At 68.1% G+C, this 16,278-nt stretch carries 13 protein-coding genes; 5 read left to right on the plus strand and 8 right to left on the minus strand.

Features of this window, described 5'->3' with window-relative positions:
• Positions 1-26 precede the first annotated feature (26 nt).
• The 3 genes from hpaE to LGN17_RS00930 are packed head-to-tail and all read right to left on the minus strand — an operon-like array spanning position 27 to position 2,963.
• The gene (gene hpaE, locus LGN17_RS00920; protein WP_226194777.1) at positions 27-1,490 is read right to left on the minus strand and encodes a 5-carboxymethyl-2-hydroxymuconate semialdehyde dehydrogenase; all 1,464 of its coding nucleotides are present in this window, start codon (positions 1,488-1,490) and stop codon (positions 27-29) included.
• Positions 1,491-1,512: 22 nt separating this feature from the next.
• A complete protein-coding gene (locus tag LGN17_RS00925; protein WP_226194778.1) occupies positions 1,513-2,277 on the minus strand; it encodes a fumarylacetoacetate hydrolase family protein in 765 nt (254 codons plus the stop codon).
• Positions 2,274-2,963, minus strand: a complete 690-nt coding sequence (locus tag LGN17_RS00930) for a fumarylacetoacetate hydrolase family protein (RefSeq protein ID WP_226194779.1) — start codon at positions 2,961-2,963, stop codon at positions 2,274-2,276. The genes LGN17_RS00925 and LGN17_RS00930 overlap by 4 nt, the downstream gene beginning before the upstream one ends.
• 152 nt (positions 2,964-3,115) lie before the next feature.
• Here LGN17_RS00930 and hpaR point away from each other — a divergent pair, with 152 nt between their 5' ends.
• Positions 3,116-3,556 carry a homoprotocatechuate degradation operon regulator HpaR gene (hpaR, locus tag LGN17_RS00935; protein WP_226194780.1) on the plus strand — a complete coding sequence of 147 codons (441 nt, stop codon included), beginning with the start codon at positions 3,116-3,118 and terminating at the stop codon, positions 3,554-3,556.
• 55 nt (positions 3,557-3,611) lie between these two features.
• On the opposite strand, the gene LGN17_RS00940 is transcribed toward hpaR, so the two are convergent.
• Positions 3,612-4,823, minus strand: a complete 1,212-nt coding sequence (locus tag LGN17_RS00940) for an SDR family oxidoreductase (protein ID WP_226194781.1) — start codon at positions 4,821-4,823, stop codon at positions 3,612-3,614.
• Positions 4,824-5,472: 649 nt separating this feature from the next.
• Between LGN17_RS00940 and LGN17_RS00945 the strand changes: the two genes are divergently transcribed.
• From LGN17_RS00945 to LGN17_RS00960, 4 genes are all read left to right on the plus strand, one after another.
• Positions 5,473-5,817: a DUF3564 family protein gene (locus LGN17_RS00945; protein WP_175950456.1), complete on the plus strand. Its 345-nt coding sequence runs from the start codon at positions 5,473-5,475 to the stop codon at positions 5,815-5,817.
• 420 nt (positions 5,818-6,237) lie between these two features.
• Positions 6,238-8,136: a peptidoglycan D,D-transpeptidase FtsI family protein gene (locus tag LGN17_RS00950; RefSeq protein ID WP_226194782.1), complete on the plus strand. Its 1,899-nt coding sequence runs from the start codon at positions 6,238-6,240 to the stop codon at positions 8,134-8,136.
• 216 nt (positions 8,137-8,352) lie between these two features.
• Positions 8,353-9,348, plus strand: coding sequence for an arabinose ABC transporter substrate-binding protein (locus tag LGN17_RS00955; RefSeq protein ID WP_413226993.1), 996 nt, complete (start codon positions 8,353-8,355; stop codon positions 9,346-9,348).
• Positions 9,349-9,367: 19 nt separating this feature from the next.
• Positions 9,368-10,132: an SDR family oxidoreductase gene (locus tag LGN17_RS00960; RefSeq protein WP_226194783.1), complete on the plus strand. Its 765-nt coding sequence runs from the start codon at positions 9,368-9,370 to the stop codon at positions 10,130-10,132.
• A 78-nt stretch (positions 10,133-10,210) separates the two neighbouring features.
• Here the strand turns inward: LGN17_RS00960 and LGN17_RS00965 are convergent, their stop codons facing one another.
• From LGN17_RS00965 to LGN17_RS00980, 4 genes are all read right to left on the minus strand, one after another.
• Complete coding sequence (locus tag LGN17_RS00965) at positions 10,211-11,929, minus strand: cation:proton antiporter (RefSeq protein ID WP_226194784.1); 1,719 nt, start codon at positions 11,927-11,929, stop codon at positions 10,211-10,213.
• A gap of 207 nt (positions 11,930-12,136) precedes the next feature.
• Positions 12,137-13,552: a c-type cytochrome gene (locus LGN17_RS00970; protein WP_226194785.1), complete on the minus strand. Its 1,416-nt coding sequence runs from the start codon at positions 13,550-13,552 to the stop codon at positions 12,137-12,139.
• The gene (locus LGN17_RS00975; protein WP_226194786.1) at positions 13,549-15,327 is read right to left on the minus strand and encodes a GMC family oxidoreductase; all 1,779 of its coding nucleotides are present in this window, start codon (positions 15,325-15,327) and stop codon (positions 13,549-13,551) included. Before LGN17_RS00975 ends, LGN17_RS00970 begins: the two co-directional genes overlap by 4 nt.
• Positions 15,327-16,064 (minus strand): gluconate 2-dehydrogenase subunit 3 family protein, encoded by a 738-nt coding sequence (locus LGN17_RS00980; protein WP_226194787.1) that lies wholly within the window; start codon positions 16,062-16,064, stop codon positions 15,327-15,329. Before LGN17_RS00980 ends, LGN17_RS00975 begins: the two co-directional genes overlap by 1 nt.
• Between the last annotated feature and the right edge of the window lie 214 nt (positions 16,065-16,278).

Raw genomic sequence — 16,278 nt, forward strand, 5'->3', positions numbered from 1 at the left:
TTCGTTCTCCAGACGACCCGCACCCGTTACACGCCCCAGCGCGGAATGTGGTGCGAACCCATCGAGATGCACACGTTCTTGATCTCCGCGAACACCTCGAAACTGTACTCGCCGCCCTCGCGTCCGGTGCCCGATTCCTTCACGCCGCCGAACGGCTGGCGCAGGTCGCGCACGTTCTGGCTGTTGACGAACACCATCCCGGCCTCGATGCCGCGCGCGAGGCGATGCACCTTGCCGACGTCCTGCGTCCAGATGTACGAAGCCAGCCCGTACGACGTGTCGTTCGCGAGCCGCAGCCCTTCTTCCTCGTCCTCGAACGGAATCAGGCACGCGACCGGCCCGAAGATCTCTTCCTGCGCGACGCGCATCCGGTTGTCGACGTCGGCCAACACGGTCGGCCGCACGAAGTTGCCGTTGCGCAGATGGTCGGGCAGCCCCGCCGGCTTGTCCGCGCCGCCCGCGACCACGCGCGCGCCTTCCTGCTCGCCGATGCGGATATAGCCCGTCACCTTCTCCCAATGCTGGCGCGTGATCATCGCGCCGAGGTTCGTGGCCGGATCGGACGGATCGCCGACCACCAGGTTGTTCGCGCGGCGCGCGAATTCCTGCACGAAACGGTCGTAGATCGTGCGCTGCACGAAGATCCGCGAGCCGGCCGTGCAGCGTTCGCCATTGATCGAGAAGATCGTAAACAGCGATGCATCGAGCGCGCGGTCGAAATCGGCGTCGTCGAAGATCAGCACCGGCGACTTGCCGCCCAACTCCATCGAATACTTCTTGAGACCGGCACGCTCCATGATTCGCTTGCCGGTGACGGTGCCGCCGGTGAACGACACCGCGCGCACATCCGGATGGCGCACCAGCGCATCGCCGGCCGTCGCGCCATAGCCCTGCACGACGTTGAGCACGCCCGGCGGAATGCCGGCTTCGAGCGCGAGGCGGCCGAGCTGGTCGGCCGTCAGCGGCGACAGTTCCGACATCTTCAGCACGGCCGTGTTGCCGAGCGCCAGGCACGGCGCCGTCTTCCACGTCGCGGTCATGAACGGCACGTTCCACGGCGACACCAGCGCGCACACGCCGACCGGCTGGTACAGCGTGTAGTTCAGCATCTGATCGTCGACCGGATAGGTGCGGCCGTTCATCTGCACGCACACTTCCGCGAAGAAGTTGAAGTTCTCGGACGCGCGCGGAATCAGCTGCTTGCTCGTCTGCGCGATCGGCAGGCCGGTGTCCTGCGTCTCCAGCGCCGCGAGCATCGGCACGTTCTTCTCGATCAGCTCGCCGAGCTTGCGCATCAGCTTCGCGCGCTCCTTGGCGGGCGTGTTCGCCCATTTCGGGAACGCTGCCTTCGCGGCGCGCACGGCCGCGTCGACTTCGGCCTCGCCGCCCGATGCGACGTCGGTGATGACATCGCCCGTCGCGGGATTCAGCGTCGTGAACGTCTCGCGGCTTTCGACTTCGCGGCCGTCGATCCAGTGCTTGATGGTCATGCTCTCTCCTTGGGCGACGGGCTCAGCCGGCGCGATAGTAGTCTGCTTCGCCGACGATCGTGTTCACGAGCCGGCCAATCCCTTCGATCTCGGTCACGACCTCGTCGCCCGGCTTCGTGTCCGCAAGCCCCTCGGGCGTGCCGGTCAGGATCAGGTCGCCCGGCGAGAGCGTCATGAAGCCGCTGATGTGCTCGATCAACGCCGGTACGTCGAAGATCAGGTCGCGCGTGCTGCCGCGCTGCGTCTCCCGGCCGTTTACCGTCGTGCGCAGGGTCAGGTCGCCGGCGTCGCCGATCTCGTCGCGGCTGACGAACCACGGCCCGAGCGGCGTGCAGGTGTCGCGGTTCTTCACGCGCAGGTTCGGGCGGTAGTAGTTCTCGAGATAGTCGCGGATCGCGTAGTCGTTCGCGACCGTGTAGCCGGCCACGTAGTCGAGCGCCCGCGCACGGCTCACGTTGCGCGCGGGACGGCCGATCACGACGGCCAGCTCGCACTCGTAGTGCATGTGGGCGGCATCCGCCGGGCGCACGGTGCGCGACCGGTGGCCGATGAACGTGTTCGGCCCCTTCAGGAAGATCAGCGGCTCGCTCGGCGCCTTGAACGCGAGTTCCTTCGCGTGGTCGGCGTAGTTGAGGCCGAGCGCGAACGTCGTGCGCGGCGCGACGGGCGGCAGCCACTCCACCACGTCCTCGGCGACGACTCGCCCCGTATCGAGACGGATCGCGCCGTCGCCGGCCGGTTCGGCCGCATGCAGTGCGCCGTTGTAGATCACGCGCGCCGTCTTCATCGTGTTTCCTCCGCAATCAGCGTGTGCCGCAACGTGCCGATGCCGGCGGCGGCGATCTCGATCGTGCTGCCCGCGCGGGCATGCGGTGCGCCGCCCGCGACGCCGAGCAGCAGGACATCGCCCGCGTCGAACGACATGAAGGCCGTCACGTCGGCGATCAACTCGCGCACGGAGCGAATCAGCGTGGCCGTCGAGGCGGACACGACCACCTCGCCGTCGATCCGCACGGTCAGGGCGATCGCGTCGACCTCGCCCAGCGCGGCGGCCGGCACGATGGCCGGGCCCAGCGGGCAGAAACCATCCCGGCACTTGAAGCGCACGGCCGGACGGTAGTAATCGGGATGCGGCACCGACACGTCGCTCGCGAGCGTGAAGCCGTGAAGGTAGTCGAGCGCCTGCGCGGCCGGCACGCGCGTCGCGCGGCGGGCGAACACGACGGCCACCGACGCGCCGATCTCCAGCGCGTCGACGCCGGCCGGCACGACGACGGCCGCGCCGTCGCCCGCATGCGTGTTGGCGGGCTTGATGTACAGGATCGGCGCCTGCGGCGGGCGGCCGTATGGCGGCGCGTTCACGGCATCGCCGAGCGCGTCGAGCGCCGCGCGCTCGTTGAGCAGCGCACCGTAGACGGTACCGATGGCGACCGGCAACGGCGGCGCCGCGGCGGTCGTGCAAGACAACTCCATGCGTCATTCCCCTGCCGCGCGTCGCGGCGCATCGTCAATAGTTAATATCTTAAGTAAACAATCTCGCGCGGGCAACCTCGATTACCCTGATACGCGAAATTCACCCCCCGCGGCTGTTAAGATTGATGCGTCCCCGTCCACTGCCCAACCCGATGAACCGTACGCTCGACCATCGCAACCTGGCCATGCTGCTGCTCGAGGCTCGCGAAACGCTGATGGGTCTGTTCCGCCCCATTCTCAAGGAATTCGCGCTGACCGAACAGCAATGGCGGATCATCCGCGTGCTCGACGGCGAACCGGCGCAAGCCCTCGAAGCGGGACAGATCGCGCGGCGCTGCTGCATCCTGAGCCCGAGCCTCACGGGCGTGCTGGAACGCATGGAGCGCGACGGCCTGATCACGCGCACGCGCGCGCAGGAAGATCAGCGCCGGCTGCTGGTCAGCCTGACGCCGCAAAGCAGGAAACTGGTCACGGAAATCGGCCCGCGGATCGACGAGCAATACCGGCAGCTCGAATCGCGGTTCGGCCAGGACGGCCTCGAAGACATCTATCGCGCGCTCGACCGACTCATCGAGCTCGGCGGCGCCACGTGATGACGGCTCCCGCTCCCGCCAGGCGCGGGAACGGGAGCCGGTGCGCTACGGGCAATCAGTGCACCGCGCCGCGCATCAGGTCGGTCACGGCCATGCCGCGCGACGTGCGCATGCACTCCTCGACGTAATCGATGAACGGCAACGGCTCGAAATCGATTTCGTCGCGCACGCGGCGGTTGTCGAACACGCGATCGACCGTCGCGAATTCCCCGCAGCGCTTCAGTGCGCGGCCGATCACGCGTTCGAGTGCCGGATCGGTCCGCCCGAGCACATCGCGCACCACGAGCGGCAACTCGGCTGGCGCACACGCCGCGTAGCGCGGCGCGCCCGTCATCCCCGCCGCCTCGTCCATCGCACGCACGATCTGCGCGACCTGCGGCGCCTCGTCGCCGGCCGACACGTGATACAGGTCGTGCGCGAGCGTCGGCTTGACGGCCAGCAGCATCGTCGCGCGCGCCACGTCGTCCACCGACACGATGTCGATGCGCGTCATCGGCCGCGCAGTGAAGCGGCGCGCGGCATGCGCCAGCCGGAACATCCAGAACGAGTTCGGCGCGGGCCGCGTCCCGAGCACCGTGTGGCCGACCACATGCGACGGCCGCACCACGACGAGCGGCAGCCCGAGCGCGCGCAGACGATGCTCGGTCTCCGCCTTTGCGTGCAGGTAGTCCGCCGCCAGCACGGCGCCCGGCAAGCCTTCCTCGTCGCCCGCGACGTCGCTCGTCACGCCGCCCGCGGCCGCTTCCTGCACGATCCCGCCGCGGCCGGCATGCGCGTAGGCCGTGCCGACATATACGAAGCGCTGCAGTCGCGGGGCCCGAGCGAAGCGTTCGGCGAAGCGCACCGCATCGGCGATGTCGGCCCGCAGGTGTGCGCCGTCAGCCGGCGACGCATGGCCCGCGCAATGAATCACGTGCGTCGCGGCGGCGAGGCGCGACGCGTCGGCGCCCTGCCACACGTCGCCGAGCGCACCGACGATCACGTTCGCATCGGTCAGGCGCGACGCCCAGTACGGCGCCAGCCCCGCGCGCAGCGCCGCTTCGCGCAGCCGCGCGACGGCGTGGCCGCGGTCCTGCGCACGTACGACGCAGACGACGCGGTCGAGCAGCCCCGCGTTGACCAGCGCCGTCAGTACGGTACTGCCGATGAAGCCGGTTGCGCCGGTCAGCACCAGGCGCCCGACGTTCGCCGCCGCGACCGGTGCGCTGGCGGGCGACACGAGACTCGTCCGCCAGTTGAGCGACAGCGCGGTTTTCCAGATCAGCACGATAGTCTCCTTCGAAGAGTCGGCCGGGCATCGCGCGGCCCGCGGTTGCAGGCTGCGCACGGCTCACCGGCCGGGCCGGGCCCTGACGCGCGCCCCGGCAGTCCCGATCGGGCGTGCGGCCCGCGATCGCGTCGATCGCGTCTCTGGCACGAGGCGGCGGCAGCCGCCGAGGACGGGCGTCCGCGGCACAGGATCGGAAAGATCCCAGTGTGGGGCTCGACCGCAGGCAAGTCTGTCCCGAAAGTTTCGTGAAAGTGTGCCGATTTGTATGGGATTGTCTGAGTCTGTCGTACTGGCCGCGCCGTCAAGTCGCCGCAACATCCGGTCGGGACGCCTTCCGACGGTGCGGCCCCCCCCGGATCGGCCCGGTTAGCGCAACCGGACACGCGCGACAGATCGACGCGCCTCGCGGCCCGGTCATCCCATGTCGTGATGATCGGCCCGGCCCCCGTCGGCGCCGCGATCGCCGGTACGCGCGTGTTTGCGCGCGCCGCCGGAATCATCGCGAATCGTCAGACGTCGTTCCATCTGAAACCGCAATGAACTCGATACGGATTTATTGCGGTTTATCACTTGCGTTTCACACCAGTCTATCTAGACTGATCAAGTCAAAACGGTCGAATGTGTCATTTTTTAGGAGACGATCACAATGCGCCTCACCATTCGGATTAATGGCAGCGAATCGGCAACCCGGCAATCCTTCGCGGTACTGTGGGTCGATACCGACGAGGGACTGTGGTCGCGCGAGGCACATCAGGGGCTGGATCTGCCGACCTGGGGCAAGGTTCGCGACGTCGAGGGCGCAATGGCGCTCTGCGCGGCCGACGGCGGGAATGCCTTGTGCCAGTTGAAGGGACTGTCGTTCGATGCGACGCAGCGCGAACAGGGTCCCGCGGTACTCGCCGGCAATCACCCCGGCGCGTGGCGGCTGCAGGCCGTCGATCGCTGCACGAGCGAGCCGGAATACCGGGAATTCATTTCTGTCGCCCGATAGAAATAATCGATGTAATTCGTCTGCGGTTTTCGGGTTTATTCCAGCTTCAGTGATATTCATTTCGATATTCAGCATTACCGGCGCCCCGTTTCGGGGCGTTTTTCATTTTCCGGCTTAAATAAATAACCGCGAGCCGGTCAATTGATCGCACACCGGGGATCGTCGGCATCGACCGTATTGAATATTGCCGCCCCCGGATCGACACGCAGCGAATCGCCCCACTCTTCATCGCCTCCGCACCGGTGAGGTTCCGCTTCCGCCCCGCCTTCCCTTCGTCCCTTTTTTGCCCCGAGCCGGAGGGCCAATGCCGGTTATTTCTCGGGGCCGGAACACAGTTTCCCCACACGGCGTTTACTCATTTATTACAATCGCATATCCAGACTGACCAGCCGCCTTTCGGCGGCCCGACCCGGCCATTGCATGAGCGTGAAAAAGAAGACCCACCCCGCCGATCCGTACGCGGCCGCGACCAAGAATCCGATGCTTGCATCGCGCCTGCCAATGTGGCGCTCGAAGCTGATCGTGATCGTCGTGTTCGTCGCGTTCGCCGCGCTGATCGGCCGCGCCTTCTGGGTGCAGGTCGCGAACAAAGAGTTCTACGTCGGCCAGGGCCAGAAACGCTACCAGCGCACGATCGAGCTCGACGCGACGCGTGGGCGCATCGTCGACCGCAACGGCGCGATGCTCGCCGTCAGCCTGTTGACCTATGAAATCTGGGCGAACCCGAAACAGGTCGCCGACACCGACTACCCGCAGATCTCGAAGCTGCTCGACATGCCGCTCGTCGAGGTCAAGCGGCGCCTCGGCAACGACAAGACGTTCGTGCTGCTCAAGCGGCAGGTCGACGCGGACACCGCGGGCAAGCTCGACAAGCTCGCGATCGACGGCATCACGCAGATCGCCGATTCGAAGCGCTTCTACCCGGAAGGCGAATCGGCCGCGCACGTGGTCGGCTTCACGAACGTCGAGGACAAGGGCCAGGAAGGCGTCGAACTCGCGGCAAATGCGCGCCTGGTGGGTACGTCCGGGCAGCGCGAGGTGATTCGCGACCGGCTCGGCCGCATCGTGTCGGACACGCGCCCGCTCGTCCCGGCGCAGCACGGCGCGACGATCGAACTGACGATCGACCGCCGCATCCAGCAGCTCGCGTTCAGCCAGCTCAAGGCGGCCGTGATCGAGAACAACGCGGTGGCGGGCAGCGTCGTGGTGCTCGACGCGCAGAACGGCGAGATCCTCGCGCTGGCGAACTACCCGACCTTCGACCCGAACGACCGCGCGCGCCTCACCGGCCAGCAGTTGCGCAACCGCGCGGTGATCGACACGTTCGAACCGGGCTCGACGATCAAGCCGCTCGTCGTCGCGCTGTCGATCGACGAGCGCAAGGTCACGCCGAACACGATCATCAACACGTCGCCGGGCAGCTACAAGATCGGCCCGGCCGTGATCCACGACACGTCGAACCATGGCTCGCTGACGGTCGCGCAGGCGCTGCAGAAGTCGAGCAACGTCGCGCTCGCGAAGCTCGCACTGAACCTGCCCGCCGAAACGATCTGGAACAAATACCAGGAATACGGGATCGGCCGCGCGCCGGAACTGACGTTCCCCGGCGTCGCGTCGGGCCGGCTGCGCGGCTACAAGCGCTGGCGGCCGATCGAGCAGGCAACGATGGCATACGGCTACGGCCTGTCGATGTCGCTGCTGCAGATCGCGCAAACCTACACGGCCTATGCGGGCGACGGCACGCTGCACCCGGTGTCGCTGCTGAAGAACGGCACCGACCAGCAGACGATCGACGCGCATCGCGGCCACCGCGTGACGTCGCCGCAGACAGCCGCAGCGATCCGCTCGATGCTCGAGATGGCGGTCGGCGAAGGCGGCACGGGGCGCCGCGCGCGCGTCGACGGCTACCGGATCGGCGGCAAGACGGGCACCGCGCGCAAGCAGGTCGGCGCGACCTATGCGAAGGGCAAGTACCGCGCGCTGTTCGCGGGGATGGCGCCGATGAGCAACCCGCGCCTGATCGTCGCGGTGATGATCGACGAGCCACGCGGCAAGGGCTATTACGGCGGCACGGTGGCCGGCCCGGTGTTCGCGTCGGTCACGAGCGGTTCCCTGCAGTTGCTCGGCGTGCCGCCTGATGCGCCGGTCGAGCCCGAGAAGGCACCGCCGGCGAAGGCCCTTGCGCCGCAGAAGACGGTGGCCGCACCGAAAGCGGCGGCGACGCAGGCAAAGACGGCGGCTGCGCCGAAAACCGCCGCGCCGCTGAAAACCGCCGCGCCGTCGAGAGCGCCGGCGCAAGCCGACACGGCGGCGGGGTGATCGACGCAGCCCGCGCGGCGCGCCGCCCCGCCCCCCGGCGCGCGTGTCACGCCCCGACAGCCTCGTCGCCTCCTCGCCCCTCCCCGCCATCGGGTCCGTCCCACTTTCTAGGAACGCCGCGCATCATTTGAGCGTTCCCGCTGCCTCCTCCTACAATTTTTCCGTGCGTCGGGCAGCCCGGCCCGCATGCGCGACGAAGACAAAGGAGAGAGACGCATGCGATTCCACTGGAAGACGCTCGCACTGGCCATGGCGAGCGCGGCGCTGGTCGGCGGGGTGCCCGCCCATGCCGCCGACCCCGCCGACGTGAAAATCGGCTTCCTCGTCAAACAGCCGGACGATCCGTGGTTCCAGGACGAATGGCGCTTCGCCGACCAGGCGGCGAAGGAAAAGCACTTCACGCTGATCAAGATCGCGACGCCGAGCGGTGAAAAGGTATCGACCGCGCTCGACAGCCTCGCCGCGCAAAAGGCACAGGGCGTGATCATTTGCGCACCCGACGTGAAGCTCGGCCCCGGCATCGCGGCGAAGGCGAAGCGCGCGGGGATCAAGCTGATGTCGGTCGACGACCAGTTCGTCGACGGCCGCGGCGCGCCGCTCCAGGGCGTGCCGCACATGGGCATCTCCGCGTACAAGATCGGCCAGCAGGTCGGCCAGGCGATCGCGGACGAGACGAAGCGGCGCGGCTGGAATCTGGCCGAGGTCGGCATCATCCGGATCGCGTACGACCAGTTGCCGACCGCGAAGGAACGCACGACCGGCGCGGTGGACGCGCTCAAGGCCGCCGGTTTCCCGGCCGCGAACGTGATCGACGCCCCCGAAATGACGGCCGACACCGAAGGCGCGTTCAACGCGGCGAACATCGCGCTCACCAAGCATGCGAATTTCAAGCGCTGGGTGGCGTTCGGCTCGAACGACGACACGACGGTCGGCGCGGTACGCGCCGCCGAGGGGCGCGGCATCGGCGCCGACGCGATGGTCGCGGTCGGCATCAACGGCAGCCAGGTCGCGCTCAACGAATTCGCGAAGCCGAAGCCGACGGGCTTCTACGGCTCGATCCTGCTGAATCCGCGCCAGCACGGCTACCAGACGAGCGTCAACATGTATGACTGGATCACGAAGAACCAGGCGCCGCCGCCGCTCGTGCTGACGTCCGGCACGCTGATCACGCGCGACAACGAAAAGCAGGCGCGCGCCGCGCTCGGTCTGTGAGCTCGCCCAAGGAGCCGACATGACACGCACCACGCTCGTCACGGGCGCCGCCGGCGGCATCGGCCAGGCGCTGTGCCGCACCTTCCTCGCGGCCGGCGACCGCGTGCTCGCGCTCGATCGCGACCGCGCGGCGCTCGACCGCTTCCTCGATACGCTCGGCGACGCGCACGCGGCACCGCTCGTCGACGACCTCACCGACGCCGAGCGGCTGCGTTCGCTGCTCGATGCGCATCCGCCAGTCGACGTGCTCGTCGCGAACGCGGGCACGGCGGCGTCGACCACGCTGCGCGACACGACGCCCGCCACCTGGCGCACGGATCTCGACGCGAACCTGACGGCGACCTACATGAGTGTCGAAGCCGTGCTGCCCGGCATGCGCGCACGCGGGCGCGGTGCGATCGCGATCATCGGTTCGGTCAACGGCGTGCATGCACTCGGGCATCCGGCGTACAGCGCAGCGAAGGCCGGGCTGATCAGCTACACGAAATCGCTCGCGATCGAGTTCGGCCGCGACGGCGTGCGCGCGAACATCGTGCTGCCGGGCACCGTGAAGACACCCGCTTGGGAAGCGCGCGTGGAGCGCAACCCGCAGGTGTTCGAGGCATTGAGGAAGTGGTATCCGCTCGACGATTTCGCGACGCCCGACGACGTCGCGCAGGCTGCGCTGTTCCTGTGCTCGCCGGCCGCGCGGATCATCACCGGTGTCGCGCTGCCGGTCGACGGCGGCCTGCTGGCCGGCAACCGCGTGATGGCGCAGGAACTGACGCTCGAGACGTTCTACTGATCGTGAAGCGGTGCGCGGGGCCGGCGGCCGCCCGGGCCGTCTCGCCCCAACCAGTGCGCGGCGCGATGCCGCGCGCCGTCAATGCGCAGCGGCCGCAGCCGGCTTCGTCATCCTGCCGAGCACGTGCTCGGTCATCCCGCGCGCGAGTTCGGTCTCGCCCATGAACACGGTGCCGATGCCCTCGTTCGACAGCAGCGCGGCCTCGTCGCCGCTGTTCGTGCACAGCACGACCTCGAGCGTGGGGTTCAGCGTGCGCGAGATCTCGACGATCTGCCGCACGTCGAACACGTCGGGCAGCGTGACGACCAGCATCCCGGCGCGCGCGATATGCGCCTGCACGAGCACGATCGGCTCGATCGCATCGCCCGACACGGCGGCGACGCCTTCCGCGCGCAGCTTCTCGACGAGCTCGCGATTCTGCTCGACGACGACATACGCGATGCCGCGCTCGTCCAGCGCGTGCGCGATCCGCGTGCCGACCTTGCCGTAGCCGACGATCACGACCTGCCCGGTGAGGTGCGTCTGCGGCGTCGACATCGGCAGCGCGGCGAGCGGATCGTCGCGCGCCTCGAGCTTGCGCGCGAACACCGAATGCTTGCGGATCCACGCGAGCGCCGGATCGATCATCGCGAACAGCAGCGTGTTCATCGCGATCGAGATCAGCGCGACCGCCAGAATCAGGCTCTGCCCCTCGGCCGACAGCAGCCCGAGCGCGCGGCCGAGCCCGGCAAGAATGAACGAGAACTCGCCGATCTGCGCGAGACCCGCGCCGACCGTCAGCGCGGTGTTCAGCGGATAGCGGAACGCGATCACGAGCGCGACCGCCGCGAGCGTCTTGCCGATCACCACGATCGCCGCGACCTCGATCACGTGCAGCGGCTCCGCGAGCAGGATCTTCGGATCGAACAGCATCCCGACCGAGATGAAGAACAGCACCGAAAACGCGTCGCGCAGCGGCAGCGTCTCGTCGGCTGCGCGCCGGCTGAACTCCGACTCGCGCATCATCATGCCGGCGAAGAACGCGCCGAGCGCGAACGACACGTCGAACAGCTTCGCCGCACCGAACGCAATGCCCACCGCGGCCGCGATCATGCACAGCGTGAACAGCTCGCGCGAGCCCGTGCGCGCGACGAGCCACAGAATGCGCGGAAACACACGCTTGCCGACCACCAGCATCAGCGCGATGAACGCCGCGACCTTCAGCATCGTGACGCCGAGCGTGCCCCACACGCTGCCGCCGGCCGCGTGCGCGTCGCCGGGCGGCGTGCCGCCGAGCAGCCCCGCGACGGGCGGCAGCAGCACCAGCACGAGCACCATCACGAGATCCTCGACGACGAGCCAGCCGACCGCGATACGCCCGTTGACCGTCTCGACCAGCCCGCGCCCTTCGAGCGCACGCAGCAGCACGACGGTACTCGCGACCGACAGCGCGAGCCCGAACACGAGCGCCGCCCCGACGCTCCAGCCCCAGGTGAGCGCGAGCCCGCCGCCGAGCAGCGTGGCCACCGTAATCTGGACGATCGCGCCCGGCAGCGCGATCTTGCGCACCGCGAGCAGGTCGCCGAGCGAGAAATGCAGACCAACGCCGAACATCAGCAGCATCACGCCGACTTCGGCGAGCTGCTGCGCGAGCGACAGGTCGCCGACGAAGCCGGGCGTGCCGGGGCCGATCACGATCCCGGCGAGCAGATAGCCGACGAGCGGCGGCATTTTCAGTAGCGACGCGAAATAACCGAAGACCATCGCGAGACCGAAACCGGCCGCGAGCAATGCAATCAGGCTGACGTCATGAGGCATCCCCCCTCCCGAGTTCTTGTAACTATTTAGTAAGGTTCAAGAATGAAAGGATAAGGGATGAGGCGGACAAATGGCGTGCCCCCGCGAAAAATTCACGCGGCGGCGCGCTCCCGCGGGGTGCAACCCCGGCGAAACGAAAGGCGCCGCGCGGGTGCGGCGGCGCCCTGAAACACCTCGGACAGGCGGGGCGGGCGCCCCGCCGCCCCATCAGCGCGACGCTTGCGGGAACCGCGCGCCCGGCGGCGGTTCGGGCCGGGTCGACGGCACGCTCTTGCGCACCTTCGCGACCTGAGCAGCCGTCACCGGCGCCCCCGTATTGCCCCAGCTCGTGCGCACGAAGTTGGACACGTCCGCGACTTCCTGGTCCGACAGACGCCAGCCGAACGGCGGCATCGTGAACGTCGACGGCGCGGTGCGCGTGCCCTGCAGGGCGCTGCCTTCCAGCACGACGTGGATCAGCGAGGTCGGATCGTCGCCCTGCACGACCGGGTTGCCGGCGAGCGCCGGGAACACGCGCGTGTAGCCGTGGCCGTCGCTGCGGTGGCAGGCCGTGCAGTTGTCGCGATAGACGGCGGCACCCGGCTTGCTCGCATCGCCGGTCTGCAGCGCCTTCGCGGCGGCCGCGTCGTACACGTGGGGCTGCTCGCCCTGCACGCGCGGCGGCAGCGTCTTCAGGTAGCGCGCGATCGCGTTCAGGTCGTCGTCGGTCATGTGCTGCATGCTGTGGCCGACCACGTCCGTCATCCCGCCGAACGCGGCCGTGCGCAGCGTGCGGCCCGTCTTCAGGAACTGCACGATCTCGGCCTCCGTCCACGTGCCGAGGCCCGTGCGCGGCTCGCCGCGCAGGCTCGTCGGCACCCAGCCGTCGATCGCCGCGCCGCCGGCCAGGAAATCCGGGCCGTCCGCGTCGGTCAGCCCGCGCTCCTGCATGGTCGGCGCGCGCGGCGTATGGCACGCGCCGCAGTGGCCGAGACCCTGCACGAGATACGCACCGCGCGCGACCACCGGATCGCTGTACGGCGCCGCGTCGAACGGCTTCGGCGTCGGCGCGAACATCTTGCGCCAGATCCCGAGCGGCCAGCGCATCGACAGCGGCCACACGATGTCGACCGCGCGGTTCTCGTGCTCGACCGGCGCGACGCCGTGCATGAAGTACGCGTACAGCGCCTTCATGTCGTCGTCGCTCAGGCGCGCGTAGGACGGGAACGGCATGGCCGGATACATCGTGTCGCCGTCCTTGCGCACGCCTTCGCGCACCGCGCGCGTGAAGTCCTCGACCGTCCAGCCGCCCAGGCCCGTTTTCGGGTCCGGCGTGATGTTCGTCGAGTAGATCCCGCCGATCGGCGTGTCGAATTTCAGCCCGCCCGCGAACGGCTTGCCGCCGCTCGCGGTGTGGCACGCGATACAGTCGCCAGCCCGCGCGAGGTATTCGCCGCGCTGGATCAGGGCCGCGTCGGCGGATCGGGCCGCGGGTGCGGCCGCCGCGCCGGAAGCCGCCGCCGGCGCCGCGGCCGGTTGCGCGAACGCCGTCGAGCCGGCGAAGCCGAACGCGGCCCAGGCCGCACCGGCCGCCAGCGCGCGCGACATCCGGCGCGCCACGTTGTGGTTCATCGTCCTCTTCATGCAGTCACCAGCGGGGCGGGATTTTTCAGGTATTGCTCGCGGATCGCACGTGCCGACCAGTAGGCCAGCGCCGCGACGATCCCGGTCGGGTTGTAGCCGATGCCCTGCGGCAGCGCCGATGCGCCCATCACGAACACGTTGTGCACGTCCCAGCACTGCAGGTAGCGGTTCAGCACGCTCGTCTTCGGGTCGGTGCCCATGATCGCGCCGCCGACGAGGTGAGTCGTCTGGTACGCACGCGAATCGAAGTGCTTGCCGAACTCGCGCGTCGACACGCCGATCGCCTTCGGCCCCATCGCCTCCGCGATCTTCTTCATCTGCCCGGTCACGTACTGCGCCATCTTGATGTCGTTGTCCTTCCAGTCGAAGGTCATCCGCAACAGCGGCTGGCCGTACGAGTCGCGATAGGTCGGATCGAGGTCGAGGTAGACGTCGCGGTACGACATGTTGGTGCCGTGCGCGTCCATCGAGATCGTGTGCGCGTAGTTGTCCTTGACCGCCTTCTTCCACGCCGAGCCCCATTGCGGCGTACCGGGCGGCGTCGCGATGCCGCTGATCGGCTTCACGCCGGCCTGGTTCACCCACAGCGGCGAGCCGCCGACGAAGCCGAGCGGGCCGTGGTCGAAGTTGTCCGCGTTGAAATCGTCCACCGCGACGCCGTTGCCGCCCGCGCCGATGAACGGGTTCGTGTAGGTGTCCTTGTCGAAGAACGCCTTGATCGTCGACAGGTTCTGGTACGCGAAATTGCGGCCCACGACGCCTTCGCCCGAGATCGGGTCGTACGGCTTGCCGATACCCGACAGCAGCAGCAGGTGCACGTTGTGGTACTGGAACGCGGCCACGATCACGAGATCGGCCGGCTGGTGCACTTCACGTCCCGCCGGGTCGACGTAGGTCACACCCGTCGCGCGCTTCTTCGTATCGTCGAGGTCGACGCGCAGCACGTGGCACTTCGAGCGCAGCTCGAAGTTCGGCGCCTGCTTCAGCGCGGGCAGGATATTCAGGTTCGGCGACGCCTTCGAGTACATGTAGCACGCGTAGCCGCTGCAGTAGCCGCAGAAGTTGCACGGGCCCATCTGCACGCCGTACGGGTTCGTGTACGGGCCTGACGTGTTCGCCGACGGCAGCCGGTACGGATGCAGGCCGAGCGATTTGGCCGCGTCGAAGAAGCGCTGTGCCGAATAGGTGTTGAGCTGCGCGGGCAGCGGGAAGTGGCCGCTGCGATTCGCCTCGAACACGTTGCCGTCACCGACCACCTTGCCGCCGACCTTGTACGCCTGCCCCGACGTGCCGAACACCTTCTCGGCGAAGTCGAAATGCGGCTCGAGCTCGTCGTAGGTCACGCCCGTGTCCTGGATCGTCATCCCTTCGGGGATGAACTTCTTGCCGTAGCGCTCTTCATAGTGGCTGCGCAGGCGCAGCTCTTCCGGCGTGATCCGGAAATGCACGCCCGACCAGTGCAGCCCCGCGCCGCCCACGCCCTCGCCCGGCAGGAACGCGGCGAGCTGCCGGTACGGCAGCGCGGTGTCCTGCAGGCCGTGGCGGATCGACACGGTCGTCTTCGACAGGTCGAGGAACAGCTTCTTGCGGATGTTGTAGGTCAGCTCGTCGATCGTGTTCGGATACGCGCCGTCCGGGTAGGTGTCGCGATACTCGCCGCGCTCGAGCGCGACGACGTTCAGGCCCGCTTCGGTCAGTTCCTTCGCGAGAATCGCGCCGGTCCAGCCGAAGCCGACGATCACCGCATCGACATGCGGTTTTTTCTCTGCGGCCATCAGCTGCGCTCCCCGTTGATCGAGACGGGGCCGTACGGATACGGCTTGCCGTTCTGGTTGACGAAATCCATGAAGTCCGCGCGCGCGCCCGGAAAGCCGATCATCTTCCACGCAGCCATGTCGTGATTGCCGCCATGCACCGGATCGCAGAAGTAGCCTTCGCGCGTGTTCTGCAGCAACTGACCGAAGAACACGCCCGGCGGCACGTCGTCGATCTGCGCGCCGCCCTTCTCCAGCGCGCCGAGCACGGTGTCGCGCGTCGGCGCGTCGAGATCCGCGAACGCCTTGCCGTGGGTCTTCTCGCAATAGCGGTTGACCGCCACGATGCCGAGCCGGTAGATGTCGCGCGGCACCAGTTTCAGCTGATAGCCGAGCTCGGGCACGCCTTGCTGGAACGGCCCCTGCATGTACCAGGTGGCGCCGTGCGCATACGGCGTCTCCATCTGGCGGTCGATGAATTCGGGCACGCCCGATTCGAGCGCGCCGGGGCCTTCGGCGTCGGCCGGAATCAACCGGTCGACGGCGGCCTGGACGAACGCCCATTCCTTTGCATCGAAAAAGGTCGGCTTGTACGGGGCACGCTCGGCGTTGGCCGATGCACCGGGCGCGTTGCCGGTCGTCGCCGAAGGCGACGACGAGCGCAGGTCGCAGCCGGCGACCGACGCGATCGGCACGAGCGCGACCGACGTGCGCAGGAAACGGCGGCGCGAATTGGGTTTGTCTGGTGGCGTGGACATGGTCGGATGTTGATCGTTGGGGATCGGGGCCCGGACGCGCGCACTCCGCATGCGGCATGTCCGGCTTGGCAGCCATGCCGCACGCGGCTGGCCGTCCTGTTCTTTCGTCTGTTGCGAACAACCACGATGCAGGCGCCGTCCATGCAATGCGCGGCAACGCCTTCATGCAGCCGCGCATCGCGCCAATTCAGGCTGCGCTACACGGATCGGCTTC

It is taken from the genome of Burkholderia sp. AU30280, from assembly GCF_020420125.1.
GTDB lineage: Bacteria > Pseudomonadota > Gammaproteobacteria > Burkholderiales > Burkholderiaceae > Burkholderia.